The sequence below is a fragment of the Meiothermus taiwanensis WR-220 genome (genome assembly GCF_003568585.1).
In the GTDB taxonomy this organism is placed as follows: Bacteria; Deinococcota; Deinococci; order Deinococcales; family Thermaceae; genus Meiothermus; species Meiothermus taiwanensis.
Window position 1 is genome coordinate 976827 of record NZ_CP021130.1, and the last position, 21622, is coordinate 998448.

Annotated in this window: 20 protein-coding genes; 13 read left to right on the top strand and 7 right to left on the bottom strand. The window is 53.7% G+C overall.

The window, feature by feature from the left end; translation table 11 throughout:
* Positions 1-10: 10 nt before the first annotated feature.
* A complete protein-coding gene (locus MTAI_RS04880) occupies positions 11-817 on the bottom strand; it encodes an IS5 family transposase (protein ID WP_119342530.1) in 807 nt (268 codons plus the stop codon).
* 64 nt (positions 818-881) lie between these two features.
* Between MTAI_RS04880 and MTAI_RS04885 the strand changes: the two genes are divergently transcribed.
* From MTAI_RS04885 to MTAI_RS04915, 7 genes are all read left to right on the top strand, one after another.
* A complete protein-coding gene (locus MTAI_RS04885; protein WP_281004670.1) occupies positions 882-2753 on the top strand; it encodes a Wzz/FepE/Etk N-terminal domain-containing protein in 1872 nt (623 codons plus the stop codon).
* Between the two features lie 161 nt (positions 2754-2914).
* Positions 2915-4183, top strand: coding sequence for an oligosaccharide flippase family protein (locus MTAI_RS04890; RefSeq protein ID WP_027887260.1), 1269 nt, complete (start codon positions 2915-2917; stop codon positions 4181-4183).
* Complete coding sequence (gene glf, locus MTAI_RS04895) at positions 4180-5316, top strand: UDP-galactopyranose mutase (RefSeq protein WP_027887261.1); 1137 nt, start codon at positions 4180-4182, stop codon at positions 5314-5316. Before MTAI_RS04890 ends, glf begins: the two co-directional genes overlap by 4 nt.
* Before the next feature lie 2 nt (positions 5317-5318).
* Positions 5319-6491, top strand: a complete 1173-nt coding sequence (locus MTAI_RS04900) for a glycosyltransferase family 4 protein (protein WP_081698362.1) — start codon at positions 5319-5321, stop codon at positions 6489-6491.
* Positions 6491-7345, top strand: coding sequence for a glycosyltransferase family 2 protein (locus tag MTAI_RS04905; protein ID WP_063843446.1), 855 nt, complete (start codon positions 6491-6493; stop codon positions 7343-7345). The genes MTAI_RS04900 and MTAI_RS04905 overlap by 1 nt, the downstream gene beginning before the upstream one ends.
* 87 nt (positions 7346-7432) lie before the next feature.
* A complete protein-coding gene (locus tag MTAI_RS04910) occupies positions 7433-8836 on the top strand; it encodes a hypothetical protein (protein ID WP_131455645.1) in 1404 nt (467 codons plus the stop codon).
* Between the two features lie 19 nt (positions 8837-8855).
* Complete coding sequence (locus tag MTAI_RS04915; protein ID WP_155915710.1) at positions 8856-9887, top strand: glycosyltransferase family protein; 1032 nt, start codon at positions 8856-8858, stop codon at positions 9885-9887.
* A 199-nt stretch (positions 9888-10086) separates the two neighbouring features.
* Here the strand turns inward: MTAI_RS04915 and MTAI_RS15570 are convergent, their stop codons facing one another.
* A complete protein-coding gene (locus tag MTAI_RS15570) occupies positions 10087-10209 on the bottom strand; it encodes a hypothetical protein (protein WP_280938737.1) in 123 nt (40 codons plus the stop codon).
* Positions 10210-10553: 344 nt separating this feature from the next.
* On the opposite strand from MTAI_RS15570, the gene MTAI_RS04920 reads away from it, so the two are divergent.
* From MTAI_RS04920 to MTAI_RS04935, 4 genes are all read left to right on the top strand, one after another.
* Complete coding sequence (locus tag MTAI_RS04920; protein WP_027887263.1) at positions 10554-11681, top strand: glycosyltransferase family 4 protein; 1128 nt, start codon at positions 10554-10556, stop codon at positions 11679-11681.
* A gap of 113 nt (positions 11682-11794) precedes the next feature.
* Positions 11795-13120 carry an undecaprenyl-phosphate galactose phosphotransferase WbaP gene (gene wbaP / locus MTAI_RS04925; protein ID WP_027887264.1) on the top strand — a complete coding sequence of 442 codons (1326 nt, stop codon included), beginning with the start codon at positions 11795-11797 and terminating at the stop codon, positions 13118-13120.
* The gene (locus MTAI_RS04930) at positions 13117-14727 is read left to right on the top strand and encodes an O-antigen ligase family protein (RefSeq protein ID WP_241768711.1); all 1611 of its coding nucleotides are present in this window, start codon (positions 13117-13119) and stop codon (positions 14725-14727) included. The genes wbaP and MTAI_RS04930 overlap by 4 nt, the downstream gene beginning before the upstream one ends.
* On the top strand, positions 14724-15653 hold the full coding sequence (locus tag MTAI_RS04935; RefSeq protein ID WP_027887266.1) for a Wzz/FepE/Etk N-terminal domain-containing protein: 930 nt from the start codon (positions 14724-14726) through the stop codon (positions 15651-15653). The genes MTAI_RS04930 and MTAI_RS04935 overlap by 4 nt, the downstream gene beginning before the upstream one ends.
* Before the next feature lie 3 nt (positions 15654-15656).
* On the opposite strand, the gene MTAI_RS04940 is transcribed toward MTAI_RS04935, so the two are convergent.
* Positions 15657-16100, bottom strand: a complete 444-nt coding sequence (locus MTAI_RS04940; protein ID WP_027887267.1) for a hypothetical protein — start codon at positions 16098-16100, stop codon at positions 15657-15659.
* Between the two features lie 169 nt (positions 16101-16269).
* Here MTAI_RS04940 and MTAI_RS04945 point away from each other — a divergent pair, with 169 nt between their 5' ends.
* Both MTAI_RS04945 and MTAI_RS04950 read left to right on the top strand, forming a co-directional pair.
* Complete coding sequence (locus MTAI_RS04945) at positions 16270-17256, top strand: iron ABC transporter substrate-binding protein (protein ID WP_027887268.1); 987 nt, start codon at positions 16270-16272, stop codon at positions 17254-17256.
* A 119-nt stretch (positions 17257-17375) separates the two neighbouring features.
* A complete protein-coding gene (locus tag MTAI_RS04950; RefSeq protein ID WP_027887269.1) occupies positions 17376-17795 on the top strand; it encodes a YbaN family protein in 420 nt (139 codons plus the stop codon).
* A gap of 194 nt (positions 17796-17989) precedes the next feature.
* On the opposite strand, the gene MTAI_RS04955 is transcribed toward MTAI_RS04950, so the two are convergent.
* Genes MTAI_RS04955 through ftsZ form a run of 4 tightly spaced genes read right to left on the bottom strand, consistent with a single transcriptional unit; the run spans position 17990 to position 21588 of the window.
* Positions 17990-18541, bottom strand: coding sequence for a hypothetical protein (locus MTAI_RS04955; protein WP_027887270.1), 552 nt, complete (start codon positions 18539-18541; stop codon positions 17990-17992).
* A gap of 8 nt (positions 18542-18549) precedes the next feature.
* A complete protein-coding gene (locus tag MTAI_RS04960) occupies positions 18550-19935 on the bottom strand; it encodes a TetR family transcriptional regulator (RefSeq protein WP_223299804.1) in 1386 nt (461 codons plus the stop codon).
* A gap of 53 nt (positions 19936-19988) precedes the next feature.
* A complete protein-coding gene (ruvC, locus tag MTAI_RS04965; RefSeq protein WP_027887272.1) occupies positions 19989-20483 on the bottom strand; it encodes a crossover junction endodeoxyribonuclease RuvC in 495 nt (164 codons plus the stop codon).
* 40 nt (positions 20484-20523) lie between these two features.
* The gene (gene ftsZ / locus MTAI_RS04970; protein ID WP_027887273.1) at positions 20524-21588 is read right to left on the bottom strand and encodes a cell division protein FtsZ; all 1065 of its coding nucleotides are present in this window, start codon (positions 21586-21588) and stop codon (positions 20524-20526) included.
* Between the last annotated feature and the right edge of the window lie 34 nt (positions 21589-21622).

The following is a 21622-nucleotide window of genomic DNA, read 5'->3' on the forward strand; positions in this document are numbered from 1 at the left end:
TTAGAGCCTGCTAACTAGCTGTTCGTAAAAGCTCCACAGTTTTCGCTGTCATCAGAATCGAAAAAGCCAACCAGTGCCAACCTCGCAAGGTCTCAGCCAGCCGCTCATAGTCTCGCGCCAGCCTGCGAAACCGGGATGTCCAGGCAAACGAACGTTCCACCACCCAACGCTTCGGCAGCAGCACGAATCCTCGTTTGGCCCCTTCCACCTTGACCACACACAGGGCGATGCCTTCCGCCTCTGCCGCTTGTGCCGCTTCCTCCCCAGTGTAACCCTGATCCACAAAGGCCACTTCCACCTGCTCCCCCGTCACTTCCTGCACCTGTTGACTGAGGGCTCCCACCTGGGCCCGTTCCTGTTCACTGGCCGCCGTTACTACCAGGGCCAGCAGATGCCCCAGGGTATCTACCGCCAGGTGAACTTTGCTTCCCTTGCGTCGTTTGTACCCATCGTATCCGGCCCGCTCCCCACTTTGCGGGGTGGACTGTAGGGTGCGAGCATCGTAGATGGCAGCGCTGGGATGGGCGGCTTTGCCCTGGAGCATTCGCAGGGTCATGCGCAGGTCGTGTACCAGGTCTTCGAAGACCCCCCGGTTCATCCAGCGGTAGGCTTGCGCCTGAACGATATGGGGGGGTGGGAAGTCGTGGGGCAGGTAGTCCCACTGAGCACCGGTTCGAACCATCCAGCGCAGGGCGTTGAACACTTCGCGCAGGTCGTACTTGCGCTGGGGTGCTTCCAGCGGGGCGAGGGTCAAATAGGGCAGCACCAGAGCCCATTCCTCATCACGGACGTCCGATGGGTAAGCACGGCGGTTCATGCTCTAAACATAACTGCAGTGCCTGATTTGGGTAAGGTGGTTTGTAGATTCTAGGGAAATTTGGCTGATATTGAAACGCAGATGGCAGATCTTGCTTACAGCGCCACTGATCGCTTTGGCTGGAGCTTTGTTGTACTCCTTATTTCTTGCTACACCGCTTTATGCCTCTTCGGCTACTGTGAGTGCCACTTCACTGCAGGTGCAGTCTCAGCTAGAGCAAAAAATACAGGTGCAACAGACCAACCTCCTGCCGGGGTTCGATGCCTTTCGCGCAGTGGCTTTTTCTGAGGAGGTGTTGCGAGAGGTATGGGTAGCTTTGGAGAGGGAAGGTAAGCTGCCTGATGCCTGGCGGGACAGAGACACACGGCCTGGCTTTGAGCCGATGTCTCGCTTCTTTGAACTCAAGGATCGCAGCCCTAAGCAGGGGCAAGGCCAGGCGCTGTTGCCGCAGGGGCTGGTAGTGGAAATGAGCGTCAAGGCACCTGCACCTGCTACAGCGGCTCAAGCAGCCAACCTATGGGCCTCGGCCACGATCAAGCGGGTCAACGAACTGCCTTTGGGCAGGCTCAAGGCCAGTTTGGGGGCTTTGGATGAGCAGATAGCCCCGGCTGAGAGAGCCTATCGGCAAGCCCAGGCTCGTTGGGAAGCCTTCAACCGTGCTGCCAGCCTACCCCAGGACAAAGCTGAGCTCGAGGCCAAAACCCTTGAACGAGTAAACCTAGATACCGAGCGAGCGGGCCTCGAGCGCGACCTAGCCGCAGTGGCGGGGCGCATTGCTTACCTGCGGGCGGAGACAGCCAGGCAAGCCCGCATAGTTCCTAGCAACGCTTCACCGGATCAGATTGTTACCTTGAACCAGCAGCTTGAGGGGGCCAAGGCACAGCTCAGACAGGAAACCGAACGAATGCGCCAGGTTTATATCCAGGCTGCTCGTGCGCTGGAAGACTTCCGGAAGAAGGAGCGCATCCCCCAGTGGGATGCCGAGCTAGCTGCTTACACCCAGGCCTATGCTGATGCCCAGGCTCGTATTCTCACCCTAGAAGTGGAGCGCAGCGCTAAGGAAGCCCGATTGCGATCGGTTGAGGCGGAGCTTTCCCAGGTACCCAGTCTGCTTACCCTCGAGCGGGAGGTGGGGGCCGATCCCGCGGTGCTAGCAGCGGTGCAGGGAGGTGGCCTGCAGGCTGTGGTGGGGCTCAAGCTCAAAAACCAGGAACTGAACCCGGCACATCAGGCCTTGCTATCACAGGCTTTGGGCCTGCGGGCGGATCTGGCCTTTTTAGCCAAGGAGCAGGAGGCGTTGGGGCAAAAAATGGCCGCTTTGCAAGCCAACATAGCCCGGATCAAATCTCAGATCGCTACCCAGGAGCGTGAAAGAGATGCGCTGGCCCTCGAGTTTGCCAGCAAGAAAGCAGCCTATGAGGCTCTACGCGTTCGCTTTGATCAGATAGGGCAGCTATCAGCCCGTGAAGTCGGCTTTGACAGCCTTAGCCCTGAATACCAGCGCCTGCGCTCGGCTCTTATCGATGCCCAAGCGGAAGAGGCTCGCCTTTTGGCGCGCAGATCGATCCTTGAGACCCGCATTGCACAAGTAGATGCGCGCATAGCAGTGCTCAAAACCCGCCTGGCTAAAGCCCAGATGGAGTCTGATGAGGCCAACCAGGCCCTCGAGCTAGCTAAGAACACCTACCTAGCCTTGGTACAGAAGAAAACCGACTTGCAAATTGAGCTAGCCAGCACGAGAGATTCCCTTACTCAGGTGATTGCTCCAGCTTATCCTGTCTACCAACCGATATCACCCAAACGACTATTGATTTCGGTGGGCGCAGTAGTACTGGGTTTCCTTGCAGCCCTCCTATGGGTCTTCCTGGCAGAGGCTTTGCGAGGGGAGCCCCGTCTCGAGCCAGGGGTTGCTGGGGGTGAGGTACGAATACAGTAAGCGCAAGCTGTCTACAGAATGAACATAGGAACTTTTAGAGTGCTGTTACAATGCGCTGGTGCAGTTTAGGGTCACTAATCCACTTTGCCGGGCAGAACCAATTGATTTTTTGCAGTATTCACCGCAGCTAGCGTTAGTTTGAGCTTCAGGAGTGTTTTGAAATGGTTGCTAGGCTGAGCCAGGTTTTCCGGGGGCGCACAGCGCAGAACTTGCTAGCTCTTTACGGTGTGCAATTTGCTAACTACCTGCTGCCGCTTATTACACTTCCTTACCTGACTCGAGTGCTGGGGCCGGAAAGCTGGGGCTCTTTAGTAGTAGTACAGTCGTTTGCGCAGTATTTGAGCCTACTTGTTGAGTATGGCTTTAACCTTTCAGCTACGCGCGAGGTGGCTAGACGCCGTACCGATAAGCAAAGTTTGTCTGGTTTTTTGGTGGCTGTTTCTGGAGCCAAGCTAATTTTAGCTACGCTAGCTGTTGGCCTGGCATTCATTTTGAGTCAATGGGTAGATAATTTGAGTCAAGATCCACGCCTTTTGTGGTGCGGTGTATATTGGGCCATAGCCTTTGGGTTTAGCCCGATATGGTTTTTTCAGGGCCTGGAGCGCCTACCATTGGTGGCGGGTCTCGAGGTTGGTGCGAAGCTCGCAGTGCTTTTACCTATCTTCATTTTGGTGCGTACACCCGATGATGCATGGATTGTTTTGCTTTTGCAAGGCATGGCCTCAACATTGACGGCCGGTCTGGGCCTTTGGCTTGCAGGTCGCGAGGTGAGCTTTCGCCTGCCGAGCTTACATGAATTAAAAGAGGCTTTTCACTTGGGCTGGACTATGTTTTTATTTCGTAGTGTTGTGAGCTTGTACACGGTAGGTAATGTATTTATCCTTGCATTTTTCCTGCCTCCCCAGCAAGTTGCCCTTTACGCTGGAGCCGAGCGGTTGACCAAGGCCCTTTTAGGGATGCTTGAACCGATAAACCGGGCATTCTTTCCGCGCTTAATTCACCTGGCATCTCAATCGACTAAGGATGCAGCCTATCTGGCACGCCGCGTTGTGTTGGTAATGGGATTAGGAAGTTTAGGCGCTGCCTTATTATTGTTTGGGGCTGCACCCTTGATTGTGCGCTTGCTGTTGGGCGCAGGCTACGAGGGAGCGGTAGAGGTGATGCGTGTGTTGGTACTGCTATTTCCAATTGTTGCCTTGTCTAATGCGTTGGGAATCCAGTGGATGTTGGTTTTGGGTAAAGATCGGGCATTCAATGTAATAATCTCATCTGCGGGCTTATTGAACTTGCTCCTGGCTTTGTTCTTGATACCTCGAATGGGGCATGTGGGTATGGCCTGTGCGGTTGTTTTAGTGGAGGTTTTCGTGACAGGAACAATTTGGCTCTATCTGTGGCAAAGAGGAAAAACACCCTGGCAGGTGCGGACATGAAGGTGGATTGGCTTATTGTTGGTGCTGGTTTTACAGGTGCTGTTCTAGCCGAGCGGATAGCCTCGCAGATGGGTCAAAAAGTTTTAGTGGTTGAAAGAAGAAATCATATAGGTGGAAATGCTTATGACTATTATAACGAGCATGGAGTCCTTGTACATAAGTACGGCCCCCACATCTTTCACACCAACAGCAAAAAAGTTTGGGACTATCTATCACAATTTACTGAGTGGCGCCCCTACTACCATCGGGTGTTGGCTTCGGTAGATGGTAAGTTGGTTCCTGTACCTTTCAACCTTAACTCTCTATACGCGCTTTTCCCTCCCAAGTACGCAGAGCGCCTAGAAGAAAAGCTAATTTGTAGCTACGGTTTTGGTGTAAAAGTACCCATCCTAAGGATGAGGGAAGCAGAAGATGCCGAACTGCGCTTTCTGGCCGAGTACATCTACAAGAACGTATTTTATGGCTATACCCTTAAACAGTGGGAGTTGAAGCCGGAGGAACTAGATCCTAGTGTGACAGGTAGGGTGCCGGTATATATTTCCCGAGATGACCGTTACTTCCAGGATACTTACCAGGCTATGCCTAAGCATGGTTATACACTAATGTTTAATCGTATGTTATTTCACAAAAACATCAAGGTTTTGCTCAACACAAGTTACCGTGAAATAGTGACTGAAATTCACTTCAATCGCATGATTTATACTGGCCCTATAGATGCATACTTTGACTATATGTACGGTCCCTTGCCTTACCGGAGTCTCCAGTTCAAGTTTGTGACTCTTGAAGAGGAGTGGCATCAGTCGGTTGGCACAATTAACTATCCTAACGAATACGACTTTACCCGTATCACAGAACAAAAATACCTTACTGGACAACGGTTACCGCGAACGACCCTAGTCGTAGAATACCCTCAAGCTTACCAACCAACAAACAACCACTGTGAACCATATTACCCAATACCCAGAGAAGACAACCGCGCAATACATGCCCTCTATGAAAGGGAAGTAAAAAAGTTGCGAGGTACAGTGCTCTTTGCAGGCCGGCTCGCGGATTATAAGTACTACAATATGGATCAAGCAGTGGCTAGAGCCTTAAAACTTTTTGAAGAAGAAATCTTGACTAAAGAGAGATAAGTATGGCAACTGTAAACATATTCGTCCCAGCTTTTCATGGCAAGAAGTTTAGTGGGGGCTTATTAACAGTTTTTGAGTATGCCAATGGGCTTGTTGAAAAGGGGCACATTGTTAGGGTTATTCCAATAGAGCCTTCTCCCCGCCCTGAATGGTTTCAAGCAAAGTTTGAGATGGTCTCGTCAAGAATATCCATAGCGCAACTACTCAGCTCTTTAATAGAATTTCCGCTTGCTGCGCTTAGGAAAGACAAAAGAGGAATAAAAGAGGCCGTGGGTAAAGTAATGATTCATTTTGCCCGAGGTGCATCTTACAGCTTTCGTCGAGCTAGACAGATTGAGATGTTGAGAGATCAAGTACCCTCGGCTGATGTAACCTTGGCCACGTCCTATCTTACAGCTCTGCCGGTCTACTTATATGGTTCAGGACGGAAATATTACTTTGCTCAACACTACGAACCTCTTTTCTCAATAGACGAAGAATTCCCTGATTTGGCATTTATAGATGCTTATGTTACCTATTATTTACCGAATATGCAGATTATTGCTAACTCAACCTGGCTGGCCAAGAAGCTTTCTGAACAAACGAGTAAAGAAATACCCGTTTGTCTGAATGCAATTGATCATTCAGTATTTTTTCCAGATGGTAACCCACCTGATCCCAAAGAAAAGTTTGTAGTTATTAGCTATGGTGGACGTTTGGCAAAATGGAAAGGGTTTCAGGAGGCGGCTGAGGCCATTCGAATAGCTAAAAGGCGTATACCGCATCTAGAATGGCGAGTCTTCGGAGACGCTTTATTGCCTCCAAATAATTCCATAGCGCCTTATATCCCATTGGGTTTTATAACCGGAGAAAAGCTAAGACGAGCCTATTCGACTTCTCATGTACTACTTGCTAGTTCTTGGTATGAGAGTTTCCCCCTTTTCCCTTTAGAAGCAATGGCCTGTGGTACTGCGGTAATAACCACTTCATATGGTACCGAAGATTATGCCGAGCATATGTACAATGCTCTTATAGTGCCTTCCCGTGAACCTCAAAAAATGGCTGAGGCCATAATCCGACTATATGAGGACGATACTCTGCGCAGGTCTTTGGTTGATAAGGGAAAGAAGAGTGCGAAAAAATACAATTGGGAACATTCAGTTGCAAGGATGGCGGAGTTGTTGGAGCTAAACTAATGAAAGTAGTGTATGTGATTATTCTAAACTGGAATGGTTGGCAAGATACAGTCAAATGTATTGACTCGCTAAAATCCCTTACATATCCCAACTATAAAATAGTAGTCTTGGACAATGCCTCTACAAACGACTCTGTGGTGCGTATTCGTGAGGCACACCCCGACATTACCGTTATTGAAACGGGAGCTAACCTTGGTTTTGCTGGAGGAAATAATGTTGGCATTCGATATGCGCTTGAGCATGGAGCAGGTTACATATGGCTTCTCAACAACGACACTATTGCTAGCCCCGGTGCCCTAGCAGCAATGATAGAAGTTGCAGAAAGCGACCCAAAGATTGGGGCAGTTGGATCGGTGTTGTACTACATGAATCAACCCGAAAAGGTACAGGCCTGGGGTGGAGGCCAGGTAAACCTGCTTACCGGGCGCTCTCGCCACCTCTTGGCTCCAGGCGACCTTCACTATATTACGGGGGCTAGTATGCTTTTGCGCAGAGAAGCCCTCGAGCAGGTGGGTTTGCTAGATGAGGGGTTTTTTATGTACTGGGAAGACACTGATTTGAGCTTTCGCTTGCGGCAAAAGGGGTGGATGATAACGGTGGCTCCAAATTCGCGAGTGCTGCATAAAGAGTCTGCTAGCGCGAAAAAGGGTAGCTCCCAACAGGATATCTGGTACAATGCCTCAGCGGTGCGCTTTTTTCGCCGACACGCTATGTTTCCTTTTCTTCCGATCACACTTGGCGTTGGGGGGCGTATTCTCAAGCGGTTACTGCTGGGGGATTGGAGGAGAGTACGTTCTGTGTGGCTAGGCTATAAAAGGGGAATGGAGGCTACTCGGTTTACAACACGAGGGTGAGTACTGCGAGTGCATCGGAATCCACTGGTTAAGGTTTTAATCCGGTAAATGGTTAGTTTTTTGTACGCCTTTTAGAGCATCTAAATTATGTTACTTACTGCAACTGGTGCATTAGTGTTGGTAACAGCCATTGTGCTTTTTTTTCGCTCTTCGTTTGCTCTACTCTTATTTGTTTTAGTTTCGATACCGTTTTCGGCTACAGCTGTTTTCAACCTGCAATCTGAGGATGGAGCCAGCATAAGCGCAACACTGGTTTTAGTAATCATGTATATCTTTAGAAGAACTTTGACAACGTTGCTAGAAGGACGCATTCGCCTAGTAGGACGAACACCCTTAGCATTATTAGCTGTGTTTATAGGAGCGCTGGGATTGTCACTTGCCACGCCTTTATTAAGTCCGGGAATAACATTTACAGGTGTTGATCCTAAGGGAGCACTTGAGGCAACTTTCACTCTTTACTTTAGTGTGGAACATCTAAAAAATCTGGCATATTTTTTAGTTTGGGGCTTGTTTATCTTATTTGCAACATCAGATGTAACTACCTTGGATCGTTTGAAGGTTGTGCTAAGAGTTCTTCTGTACACGGGAGTCTTTGTTAGCTTGTGGGGATGGATGCAGGTAATTCTAAGTATACTAGGTATGCCCTATCCCTTCTATATTTTTAATAACTCCACAAACGGTTTTCTTCAAGGCTACAAACAAGTTATTGAGGAACTCAACATTAGCCGAATGTCATCAGTGTCTGCTGAGCCTTCAGTATTTGCTGCATACATTTTAGTGCTTCTCTCCTTGCTCCTGGGTTTTTTGCTCGTTGGTGTGCCTGTGTTGGATATCCACAGAGATCGTTGGTTGGCGTTGTTTTTTGCATTGACCGCCATGGCATCAACCGCGGCTACTGCCTATACTGGCTTATTGCTTTTAATCTTTTTTATTGTAGTTTCCTTGCCATATGTGCGGGCCAAGACACTAGCCCTCTTTGCTTTGATACTGGCAGCTTTGCTGCTCACTTCAACTGTGCTGGCTGTTCTTTATTGGAGTGTTCCCCTGGTTCAACAAGTAGTTGATAGTGTGATATTCAGTCGAAAGGATTCCTTTTCTTTTAGCCAAAGATTTTTGTCGATAATATATGCTCTGCAAAACTTCGCTGATTTCCCTGTTTTGGGCATGGGTATTAACTCGGTTACCGTGTATAGCTTACCTTTTTGGTTGCTGGCCAACACCGGTGTTCTTGGTTTTTTTACATTTTACATGTTTTACTCATCGCTTTTTCGAGCGCCTTTAGCTCTATTGCGGAATCCGGGTATGCCGAACTGGCTAAGGGGTTTAGCATTAGGAAACTTATTCGCCCTTTCTTTGCTCTTGTTTATAACTGCTTTGACTGGTTTTCCCTACGTCTTTGGCTATTTTTGGCTTCCTATATTTCTTGCCATCAGTCAAGAACACTTTCTTACCAAGAGCAAAAAAACTCTTGGTTCAGTGCTTGCGGGGTAGATGGATGATGCGAATAGCTATGGTCAGTCCCACGCCTCCTGTTAATTGCGGTGTGGTCGACTACACTGCTAGGTTAATCAAGTACCTAAGAGCAGAGGGGCACGAGGTTTTGCCTGTAGACAGCCCTCATTGGGGCTTAGTTTACAGCCGTTCTATTTATAAAAAGATAGTCAATTACAATCCCGATATCTTACACATTCAATATCCTACAGTACCTTATGGAAGGGGTTTGGCGCCTCAGGCCTTGGTCTTTTTATCCCGTGCCTACCCTACTGTAGTTACAATCCACGAGTTTAGCCAAAGCCATCTCTTAAGGCGTGTTGCTATTACCCCCTTTGCTATCGCTGCTCGGCGTCTAATTTTTACCAACCTTTATGAGCAAACTGCTCTAAGTAAGTGGTTCCCTCTAATAAAGGTTCGATCTGAGGTTATACCAATAGGAAGCAATATACCGTTCTTAGATGATGAAATTCCGCGCGATCCTAATATAGTAGTCTTCTTTGGTTTAATAAGGCCCAATCGAGGATTGGAGGAATTTATTGCTCTGGTGCGCCAGGCAATTGTGCATAAGAAACCTTATAGTTTTAAGATTATTGGTAGCCCTCAAGAAGGTGTAGAGGGATACTTTCTGGCTCTAAAACAACAAACCCAGGAATTGCCCAATTTAGCTTGGAACGTAGGTTTAGACCCTGAAAGTGTGGCTCGGGAGTTGGCGAAGGCCACTTTTGCTTACCTCCACTTCCCAGATGGTGCCTCGGAACGCCGCGCCTCCTTACTAGCTGCTATAGGAAACGGAGTGGTAGTGCTCACTACCAAGGGTTTACAAACCCCTCCGATATTTAGTGGCGCAGTTGAGTTTGTTGAAAGTCCAGCTCAGGCATTGAAAGTTTTAGACGAGCTGAGGTTCGCGCGCGAAAGACTCAATTTGATGTCGCAGAGAGCACGAGAGATAGCAGGTTTATTTTCGTGGGATATGATTGCACGATTACACATTCAGGTGTATAAACAGATGACTAATTCGGGGAAGAACCTGACGCCCAGTAGCAAATAAGGGACGGGGTGGGCAACATTACCCGTCCCTGCCAGAGATTGCCACTGCCCAGAGACAAGCACCTTAAGAAGGTAAGCCCTAGCGATAAGCGCAGCATCGCCCGAGCCACTCTCTTCAACCCCACCCGTGTCTGCACATGGACTCCAGGAAGCCGCCACAGCAACCCGGTCGCGATCATGCTAGCCAGGGAAAAGGGCCCTCAAAGCACGGGCATCAGCGGAAGATGAGGCCCCAACGGTACTCTTTGCCACTCGAGGGCATCTTTTCCGGCCTGCAGGGACGGGTCTTTCCAGGCGGTGGCCTGCTCAAGATGATGGAGCACAACCCCGCCGGGTGCCTCCTGTGGGCGCAGTTTGGGGGAATATGGTTGGTGGCTTTTCCGAATTGGGATGGTATAAGTAATCTAAGGCATGTAAATTGCTAGTGGCTTGGAGGGTTCTATATCTTTATGCTTTGATAAAGGGGTAAAGAGGAGAGGCAGGATGCAGACCGCCTGACGGGGAAAATAGCAGTGTGGGTTAACCCTCTAGTTTTACTGACGTAGACTTGCTTCGTCGGAATCTGGAAAAGGGCCAGAGCTGGCTGGGATGGAGTCCTAGGATAGAGTTTGAGGCCCTGGTGCAAATGATAGTCGAGCGAGCGGTGAAAGGTGTTTTGAGGTACTAAATGCGGATTGCCCTTGTGCACGATTGGTTTACCGTTTATGCGGGAGCTGAGCGGGTTGTCGAGCAACTGCTTCAAGTATTTCCGCAGGCGGAGCTATATGCGGTGGTGGATTTCTTGGAAGACAGACACCGGGAGTTCTTACGGGGCAAGAAAATCCATACCTCTTTTATTCAAAAGCTTCCTGGAGCACGTAAATACTACCGTACATACCTACCGCTTATGCCCTTGGCAATCGAACAATTTGACTTGCATGGTTACGACTTAATCATCTCCAGCTCCCATGCGGTGGCTAAAGGAGTGATCACCGGCCCAGACACGTTGCATGTGAGCTATGTGCACTCGCCACCTCGTTACGCCTGGGATCTACAGCACCAGTACCTTGAGGGAGCCGGTTTGTCTAAAGGCCTCAAGAGTAGCTTAGCTCAAGGCCTTCTGCATTATTTGCGCCTTTGGGATGGCCTTGCAGGGCAGCGCCCTGATATTCTAGTGGCTAATTCTCAATATATTGCCCGCCGCATTCAAAAGGCCTACCGTAGAAAAGCCGAGGTTATTTACCCTCCGGTAGATACGGGGGCTTTCACGCTACAAAAGAACAAGGAAGATTTCTATTTAGCTGCGAGTCGCATGGTACCGTATAAACGCATAGATCTGATTGTGGAGGCCTTCGCCCAGATGCCAGACCGCAAGCTTGTGGTGATTGGAGATGGCCCGGAGTTTCCTAAAGTACAGGCTAAGGCAAAAGGTGCTTCTAACGTGCAATTACTGGGCCACCAACCGTTTGAGGTACTTCGGGACTATATGCAAAAGGCTAGGGCTTTTGTGTTTGCTGCAGAAGAAGACTTTGGTATTGCTCCGGTAGAAGCACAGGCTTGCGGTACTCCGGTCATTGCCTTTGGCAAAGGTGGGACTGTAGAAACCGTCATTTCAGGTGAAACAGGGGTTTTCTTCCGTGAGCAAAACGTTAGAAGTCTAATTGCGGCTATAGAGGAGTTTGAAAGCCTAAGTTTTGATCCCTTACAAATCCGCAAAAATGCCGAGCGCTTTTCCACGGAGCGCTTCCAGAGGGAGTTCATTAGCTTGATTGAGCGAGAATGGAATAACTTTAGAGCGAAGCTGTCCCAGGGGTAGTTTCGATGAATAACTTGGTTGCTTCGCAGACTTCTCTAGTGAGCAATTTGCCCTCCCCTAGACGAACAGCAATAACACTGTTGGCCGTAGATGCCTTGGCGGTTTTGGCTTCTATGCTGCTGTCCATTTGGCTGCGCTATCTCTGGGATCGGAGCTTAATTTGGGATTTGTACCTTGATCTGTGGCCTGCTTTGCTGCTTTTTCCCCTGGCTTATGCCCTGGCGGGGCTTTATGGGGTGGGGATCGCTCCTCCGGAAGAGCTGCGCCGCCTTTCCTACTCTACAAGCTTAGTTTTTGTGGTTCTGGGGGCGGCCACCTTCATGTACAAGGCTGGTGCCGACTACTCACGGGGAGCGTTTGTGTTTGCCTGGGGGCTGGCCCTGGTGCTGGTGCCGCTGGGTCGGGCGCTGGTGCGTGAGCTTTTTGCCCGCAAGCCATGGTGGGGGGCGGCGGTGCTGGTGCTGGGCGCAGGTAAAACTGGGGAAGAAGTCGTGCGAGCATTGCAGAAGCAGCCAGGTTTGGGTCTAAAGCCCATAGCCCTGCTGGACGACGACCCAGCCAAGCAAGGAAGGGAAATAGGTGGGGTGCCGGTGCTGGGGGGCCTCGAGCGGGCCTGGGAATTTGCCCAGATGGGAGTTCAGCACGCAATTATAGCTATGCCGGGGGTTCCTCGAGACCGCTTACTGCAACTCCTGGAAGCCCATGGGGGCACCTTCCCCCATTTGATTTTGATTCCGGATCTCTTCGGTTTTTCCAGCCTGTGGCTGACTACGCGGGATTTGGGTGGGGTGTTGGGGCTCGAGCTTCGCCAGAGGCTTCTTTTGCCGGGCCCCCGCCTGGTCAAACGGGTTATAGATATTGCCTTAGTGATAGCTTTTGCTCTACCCGTGGCTTTGTTGCTTGCCATAATTGGCTTGCTGATTCGTTTGGACTCACCTGGCTCGGTGTTTTATGGCCAGTGGCGGGTTGGGCTGTCTGGGAATCGTTTTAGGGCTTGGAAATTTCGCTCCATGGTGCGGGATGCGGATCGCTTATTGGCAGAATACTTGCAGCGACACCCCGAACTGAAAGCCGAGTGGGAGCACGATCAAAAATTGAAGAATGACCCCAGGGTTACCCGCGTGGGAAGATTTTTGCGCAAAACCAGCCTGGATGAGTTGCCCCAGTTATGGAATGTTTTGAAAGGTGAGATGAGCTTGGTGGGGCCGCGACCTATCGTGGATGAGGAGATTAAGCGGTATGGCTCCCACTTCAGCTTGTATGCCAAGGTTCGCCCCGGTCTGACTGGCTTATGGCAAGTTTCTGGACGCAACGATACGACATATGCTGAACGGGTGGCGATGGATGTGTACTACGTGCGCAACTGGTCGCCCTGGCTTGATCTTTATATCCTAGCCCGTACAGTCTGGGTGGTGTTGTTTGGTAAGGGGGCCTATTGAACAGGTGGTTTTTATATCTACCGCTGCTTCTCATGCCCTTGTGGCCTGCCGCGGCGGCGGTTTTCTTTGGGCTGTTGGGTGCTGGATTGGTGCTAAAGCGGCAGGGTGTGGGCGGTGGGCGGTTGTTTTTGATATTCATGCTATTAGGCGGGGCAGGGCAGGTTTTTGCTCCGCAGAACTTGTTTAAGCTTCCACAGCAACCGTCTTATATCGAAGCAACTTCAGACCCTGTTGCAGCAAACTTGCTTAGGGTGGATGCGCTAGATAACTTGTTTGGTTGGAACCACCAAGATGGCGCAGGTGGGTGGGCCCAACGAGTGGGGGAGGGTTTTTGGCGCTTGCCTCGCTCGAACCCTGCCTCGGGCCTAGAGCAAAGCGAGTTTTTAAATGATCACTGGTACCCTATAACACCCGGTCAGACTTATACCCAAAGCTTCTACCTACGGCACGACGGTAGGGAAGCGCGCTTTCAAATAACTTTTTTTACTAATACAGGCCACCACTCGGTACCCACCCAGATGGAACCGGTGGCACCAGGGGTGTGGCGGCTATGGGCCAGCTACACAGCCCAAGAAGGGGATCACTCGTTGCGTGCAATTGATTTTTTCAATGCAGGCGGCGATTGGCGCTATATAGAAGTGGGTTGGGCCAAGCTCGAGGTGGGTTCGCGCCCCAGTGCCTTTTCCTGGGGACCAACGGGTGAGCGGAGCCTGGGCTGGCGACTGCAGTGGTGGCTGGGAATGATGTTGTTGGGTTTTTTAGTGCTGCAAGGGGGAAGTGTATTAAAGCAGCTCGCACCATCCTGGATGGCTGGTGCGCTTTTGTTGGGCATGGGCATACACCTTGGATATGCCCTATGGCAGCTTGAATCGCCCCCTTACGAGGGTTTTCGGCCCTCAGGCCTAACCCCTCAGCCCAACCTGCTGGGTCATACCTCCGTTATGCTGGCTGGTTTGGTCTGGCTGCTGGGGGGGAGCCGCTGGGGTGGAGCGGCTCTAGCCGTCTCGGGTTTGCTGATTTGGGTAACGGGTAGCCGGGCGGCTTTTTGGGGCTGGTTGCTGCTACTAGTGGTTTGGTGGTGGGGACTGGGGCGCTGGCGCTGGAGCATGCTAGGGGTACTTGTGGGGGGAGCCTTCTTGCTGGCCTGGCAACCTGAGTGGTTGGGGCGGCTAAGCCAAGCCACGACACTGGACTCGAGCGCACAGTCTCGCTTGGTTATCTGGCAGGTGGCGATGCGGGCTTTTCTCGAGTACCCCTGGACTGGGGTGGGTTTTGGCAATTTTCCTGTTTACTATCAGATTCACCGGCCCCAAGGTGCCCTCGAGGCCATCACGGGGCATGCTCATAATTTGTGGCTTCACCTGGTGGCTGAGGGAGGTGGGTTGGCCTTACTGGGGTTTTTGCTGTGGCTGGGTGGATTGTTAGGGTGGTTGATAAGGCTTCAAGCTGGGCGGGTTCTGGCCTTGGTCGCTGTGGTGTTGGTGCTGGGTCTGTTTGATTTTAGCTTTTTCTTTGCGGGGGTTTACTATACGCTTTTGCTGGCTCTGGGCGTTTGTATTTCTCGATTTGACAGTTCACCCCAAGGTAGACATAGAATACCTGGATGAGCTTAGATACTACGCAATCAAGAGACGAGATTTCTTTACGAGATATATACCTAATCCTTAAGCGATGGAGCCGCTTTATTTTTTTTGTCAGTGCAGGGTTGACGCTTGCTACTCTTATTTTTAGCCTCCTATGGCCCAAAACCTACACCAGCCAGGTGGTAGTGAGCCTGAGTCTGGCCAACCAGTCCAACCAGGGCCTGCTGAGCAACCTACCTTCCCTGCCCGGGCTGGCCCAGGGGTTTGTGGACTTGCAGCAGACCAAGCTACTAGCCAACCAGCTTGGCGTGGACGACCCCACGCGTTTTTATAAGGCCCGCTTTGACGAGAAGCGGGGGCTACTGTTCCTAACCGCAGAAGGGCGCAGCGCTGCCGAGGCCAGTGAACGGGCCGAGCGGATTCTCGAGGTGGCGCGCAAGTACCTCCAGCGCAACCTGCTCGAGGGTGCTCAGGCCAATCTGCGGGCTGCCATGGCCCAGACGCGGCTCGACCTTCAGGCTGCCCAGGATGCGCTTAAGAGCATCCAGGCTGAGCTTGCCCGGGCACCCGACCGGGCGGCCTCGAGTCCTACCATTGCTGCTGCCCTCGAGGCCCGCGGCAGCGACCCCCAGATCGCCCGGGCGACCAACCCCGCTTACACCAGCCTGAGCCTTGACGAGTCGCGCCTGCGCTCACAGATTGCCCAGCTCGAGGCCCGCATCAACACTCTCAACGACTTATTGATGCAGCCCCAATCAACCAGCCAACTGGTGAATCAGACTTTGTTGGTGCAGGTTCTGGTGCCCCCGGCTGAGCCGTTGCGCCCCAGTTTCCCCAGGCCAGCGCTCTTTACCGTCGTTGCTGGTGTGCTGGGGCTTCTGATGGGCGTGTTGTGGGCCTTCATCGCCGAGGCCGTCCGGTCGCCCGATTCTGAAGGTGGTTCGCCCTGATCTCTACCGAGCCGGCGACCGGGGGGCTGGGTCGAAAAAAAGCCTGCGGTTCTCGGGCCAGAGCAGCCAGATGAGCCCGAGCAACGGCTGGATGAGGGGCAGGAAGCCGTAGTCGATGCCAAAGTCGTGCCAGACGGTGCGGCCTATCACCTCTGGCATGAGCAGGCTTAGGGTGCCCACCAGCAAAACCCCTGCCATCTCGAAGCTCAGGGCACCGACTGAAACCCACCAGGCCCAGGGTTTTCGTATAACAAAAGCAACGGTGGCTACCAGATAGACCGTCGCCGCGATGGCTGAGAGGATAGGGGGTAGGTAGTCGGTCACACCGGGCTTGAAGAATAGCTGGTAGATTGAGCGAGCTCCAGCGGAAAGCGCCAGCAAAGGGTAGGAAACTGCCAGGATCTGGCCGATGGCCCGAATTACAGGGGGTGTGAAGAACCTACGCATTGCTCCAGTTTACCTTGAGCACCAGGGCATGCGCTGGAGAACGGGCTTGTTGAGAATGAATACCATTTCTAACTACATAAATCCGACTGGAATACTTGACATTTTGCCCGCTCGTTCATAGACTCACCCTCGAGCCGAAGACGGCTTAAATAACTGCAGGAGGAGTACAGTGCGTAAAAAAGCTGTTCTTGTAACCGCCCTTCTAACCTTGCTAGGTTTGGCGCAGGCTCAGCAGCAAAGCCTTACTGTTTACACGGGCCGTGGACAGGGGTTGGTGGAGCCGTTGGTAAAACAGTTCGAAGCCGAGACCGGTATTAAGGTCAATGTGCGCTATGGGCGCGATGCCGAGATTCTGGCTGCGCTACAGGAAGAGGGCAGCCGCAGTCCGGCCGATATTTTCTGGGCCAACACGGCGGGTGCGCTGGGCGTGGCTTCTGAGCGAGGGTTGCTGGTGCGCCTGGGTGATACCATCACGCGCACGCCGGCCTATTTTGTGCCGGCCAGCCGCCTGTGGGTGCCTCTGACCGTTCGTTTGCGGGTGCTGGCCTATGAACCCAGCCGGGTCAAGCCCGAAGACCTGCCCAAAAGCATTATGGATCTGCCTAAGCTGACCCAGTACAAAGGGCGCATTGGCTGGACGCCGACCTACAGCAGCTTCCAGGACATGATTGCGGCTATGGTGGCACAGCATGGTGAGGCCCGCACTCGGCAGTGGATAGCCGATATGAAGGCCCTCGAGCCCAAAGCCTACGCCTCCAACCCAGCCATGATGGAAGCCATCCGGGCTGGTGAGATCGACCTGGGCACGACCAACCACTACTACATTCAGCGCGTCGCCCGGGCGGGGCAGCGTATTGCCACCTACTACTTTGCCGATGGGGATGTGGGCGGCCTGGCCCTGGTGACCGGGGCTGGCATTCTCAAAACCAGCAAAAACCCAGCGGCGGCCAACCGTTTCTTGCTGTGGTTGCTTTCGCCCAAGGGTCAGCAGTTCTTTGCTAGCGAGATCATCGAGTATCCGGTGACCCAGGGGGTTGTGCTCAGCTCGAGCCTGCTGCCCATCAACCAGGCAGTGGCCAAGAGCCCCAAAGTGGATTTTGAGAAGCTCCCCCTCGATACTGCGCTCAGGCTGCTGCGTGAGGCCGGTTTGCTCTAAAGCCTCCTAGCTCTCAAACCGTTCAGGGGTCAGCCGATACGTCACGTGTCGGCTGATTACTTTTGAGGGTCGCGGGTACATTTATCCCCGTGGGGGTTTTGTCATACTATTTAGAGGTTATGCGATCGCCCCTTGATCCTCTGCGACCCCTCTGGCTTTCCCTTGGGTTTTTCTTTGCCGGTCTGGGTTTTGTCGGCACGGTGGTGCCTGGGATGCCCTCGACGGTTTTTTTTATTCTGGCCGCGTATTTTTTCTCTAGAAGCAGCCAGCGCTTTCTCAACTGGATACTCAACCTGCCCAAGGTAGGGCCCATCGTGCGGGACTACCGCAATGGCCTGGGGATGTCACGCCGGGCCAAGATACTCGCGCTTTGCATGTTGAGCTTCTTTGCCCTGACCAGCGCCATCTTCTTTATCCCGGTTTTCTGGGTTAAGGTGCTGGTCTTGCTGGTGGGGCTGGTGGGTTTCTGGTTTATTCACAGCCGCATTCCCACCAAGGAAATTGTGCTGGCCCGTCGCCAGTTGGGTGAGGTTCAGTAGGTATGTCTGATACCAGATTCGCTTAGTTCGGCACTGGAAGGCGGCGAACCAACCCGACCGCAGGTATACGCTTTCTTCTCCGAGCTTTGCAAGAGACCTTTGGCTTTGGATGACTATCTTTTTGAATCCGGCATGAAGCAAGAAGTTGTGCGACCCCCGGAACGGAGGCCGCACGTCTAGGAACGGGAAGCGGGCTACTTGATTAGGGCAAATGGGCGCCCGATGACTGTGACCTGGGCAGTGGTGAGATTGAAGCGGCCACCGTTGCTGTTGACTTCTACCCGGATGGCGATTCGGAACGAGCCCGACTTGATGATGTTAAACGCCGCGCTGTTATCGGTGGCACTGAGATTAACCGAGGTGGCGATCGACTGACTTTGCCCGGCGGCGACGTTGAAGCTGTTGCTGCCCAGACCCACATCCCCGCCCGAGTTGTCGTTGAGGTTGTTGTCGCTTTCCGGAGCCAGACGGATTTCGTAGCTTCCGGTCATAGGGATGCTTCCGTTGTTGACAAGGCTGCCTTGGATGGTTAGCTGGCCGCGCTCGAGGATGTCCAAGGTAATGGGCAGGGGTACCCGTTGCCCCTCGAGGCCGGGATATACCGCTAGGTAGTAACCGCTGGGGATGTTCAGGCTGCGCTGGTTTTCTGGGATAAAGCTAAGGATATTAAACTGAAAGGTGTAACGGGTGCTGGCACTGCACCCGGCCAGCAGCAGAAGCAGTAGAGCGAAGGCGAGTCTGGGCATGGTTCACCTCAAAAGTTAAGACCAAGGCTCAGGGCGATGCCAAACACAGTGTGGCCTACGATGGGAGCGCGGTGGGTGGTGAGGGCGGTATCTAGGCTGAACCCAGGCCCCACAAAGCCAGCACCCAATCCAAAGCGGAAGCCGTTGTCGAAGCCCAGTCCAGCGCGGAAGCGGGCCGGGCCCAGGCTGTACTCACCGCCGATGCGGCCGAACAGGCTATCCTCGTAGCCCAGGTCGCCTCCTACCAGCAGCGTACCGGTCTCGAGGGGTACCTGGGTGGCCGCGTTCAGATAAAAGGCCGGTACGAAGCCGAAGCTGCTGCGTTCGCTTGGGGTTGAGGTGGGGCTCGCGGATGAGCCGTTCCATTGCAATTCGGTGCCGCTCCAGCGGGCAAAGCCCAGTGCGTTGCGGATGCCCAGCCCCACCGTGGTGCCCTGCGCCTCCATCACCACACCCAGATCGGCCCGGGCTCCAAAGCCGTTGCCGTTGCCGGGGATGGTGTAAAAGGCGGTACCCCTGTACACCGGCGGCTGGTTGGGGTCTATTCGTCCCTGGGCGTCGCTTTGTAAACCAACGCTAAAGCTGCCCTCGAGGTAGGCCAGCCCATAGAAAGCCTCGCCCCGTGCGCCCACATACACCTTGGTGGGGCCCACCTCGGGGATGGGTAGATCGGGTAGCTGCGTGGCATACCCAAACCCCAGGCTGAGGCCGGCCTGGGCGCTGGCATTCGTGATCAGGGCATACTCGGTGTTGGGCTGAAGCTGGTTGCTTTGCAGGGCCTGCCGCAGGTTGGCGTTGGGCGAAAGACCCAGGCCGAAGCCCCCGGCGTACAGGCCGAAATCCAGGTAAAGGTTGTTCTCCAGGGCCAGCGGCACCCGAAAAAGCGGGGCAGGTGTGAGGGCTTTGGTGCTGCTGATGGAGGCCTGGCTTCCCAGCCCCAGGTCGAGCGGGATGGGTTTGCCCTGGTAATCGGTGACCTGGATGCCGTTGGCTGCTACATTGATCTGGATTTCAGGATAACCCGTGTTGGGGTTGATAAAGGCCCTCGAGGAGGCGGGGTTGATCAGAAACTCGTTCAGATGGGTGAGCTGATCGTAAAAGGTCAGCAGGTCAAAGGGGCTGTTCTCGTTGGTGAGGTTGGAAAGACCCGAGAGGGCGGGCAGTGGGCTGCTTTCGGGGCGCAACAGCAGGCCCAGCAGCCCTATGGGTAAGCGGAAGCCTGGGTCGCTGCCATACCGACCGGCGGGATAGGCGGCGTAGGCCGGGTTGAGGTACGCGGCCTCGGGGCCGGGCAAGACCAGGCCGGCCATGCCCAGGCTGCGCACGCCCTGTGACCAAGAAAAACCGCACATCAAGATCAAGATAAAGACCATGACGCCGACTGGACGATTCATAGCAAAAGTCATTGTAGAGCGAAGTGGTTTCCGGCCAGGTTCATATCTGCACCCTAAGTCACCGGCTGGCCTGGGGAAAGCGGTTGATAGAAGCAGTGGGTGAGGGCAATAGCCAGGGCATCGGCCAGGTGGGTGGGTTTGGGTAGGCTCTTTAGGCCCAGCAAAGCCCGCACCATGTAGGCCACCTGGTGCTTGTCGGCCTGGCCAGTCCCCACCAGGGCCTGCTTAACTTTGGGGGGGCCATAGCCATAGACCGGGATATTGAGCTGGTCGGCCACCAAAAACACCACCCCCATGGCCCAGCCCACCTTGTAGGCCAGCTCGTTTTGCCGGTAAAAGAACTGCTCTTCTACCGCAATGGCCTGGGGGCGGTAGGTGGCGGCCACCTGGTAGACCGCCCGGTAAAGCCTGCCCACCCGCTCGGGCGCGGTCTCACCGTGGCTGGTTTTGACCACCTCGGCGTGCAGCATCCGGGCTTGCTTTCCGACCTGCTCCACCACACCCAGGCCCAGGTTGGTGATACCGGGGTCGATGCCTAAGACGATCATTGGGCGTGGAGCCTGGACGCTTGGGGATCGCTTCTATGGACTAATTGCCTCGCTTGGGTGGGTAGTCGCCATCGCCATAGCGTATAAACGCCGGGATGTCGAAGTTGCTGATGTCCACATTGCTGGTGGGAAAGTCGATGAGGGGGCGCCCGCCGGGCTTGGCGACCACGGCGCTTTCGTTGAAGCCCGCGGCGATCAGGATGACGCGCATCTCGTCCTGGGCCCGGTTGTCGTAGGTCAGACCGTATAGCACGTCCACGTCCTCCACACCGGTGGCTTCCCGGATCTGCTCGACCACGCTGCTGGCCTCCATCAGCGAGATGTCTTCATCGCCCACCACATTGATCAGCAGCTTGCGAGCCCCCTCTACCGAGCGGTCGAGCAAAGGGCTCTGGATGGCCGACTGGGCGGCTTCCTGCACTTTGTTTTCGCCCCGGCCCGCTCCTATGCCCATCAAGACCTGACCGGCCCCGGTGAGCAGGGTGCGCACGTCGGCAAAGTCGAGGTTGATCTGGCCGGGCAGGTTGATGACGTCGGTGATGCCCTTGACCCCGTGGTAGAGCACCCGGTCGGCGATCATGAAGGCGTCCTTGGCCGAGACCTTTTTGTCCAGCGCTCCGAGCAGACGGTCGTTGGAGATGACCACCATGGCATCGACCTGTTCGCGCAGGCGCCGGATGCCCTCCTCAGCGGCCCGTAGACGGCGGGGGCCCTCCCAGGAGAATGGGCGGGTCACCACCCCCACGGTAAGGGCGCCCAGGTTTTTAGCAATCTGCGCGACCACCGGGGCGCTGCCAGTACCGGTGCCACCGCCCATGCCGGCGGTGATGAAGATCATATCGGCGCCCTCGAGGTACTCGCTAATCAGCTCTTCGGCTTCCTGGGCTGCTTTTTCGCCAATCTCCGGGTTGGCCCCAGCTCCCAGCCCCCTGGTGAGTTTGTCGCCTAGCTGGATGCGTACCTCGGCCAGGCTGTTGGCCAGAACCTGTGCATCGGTGTTGGCTGCGATAAACTCAACGCCGGTAAGGCCCGATTCGATCATGCGGTTGACCGCATTGTTGCCTGCGCCGCCAAGCCCGATCACTTTAATCTGTACGTCACCCATAATCTCTCCCGGTTATATTGCACTAGATTACTGC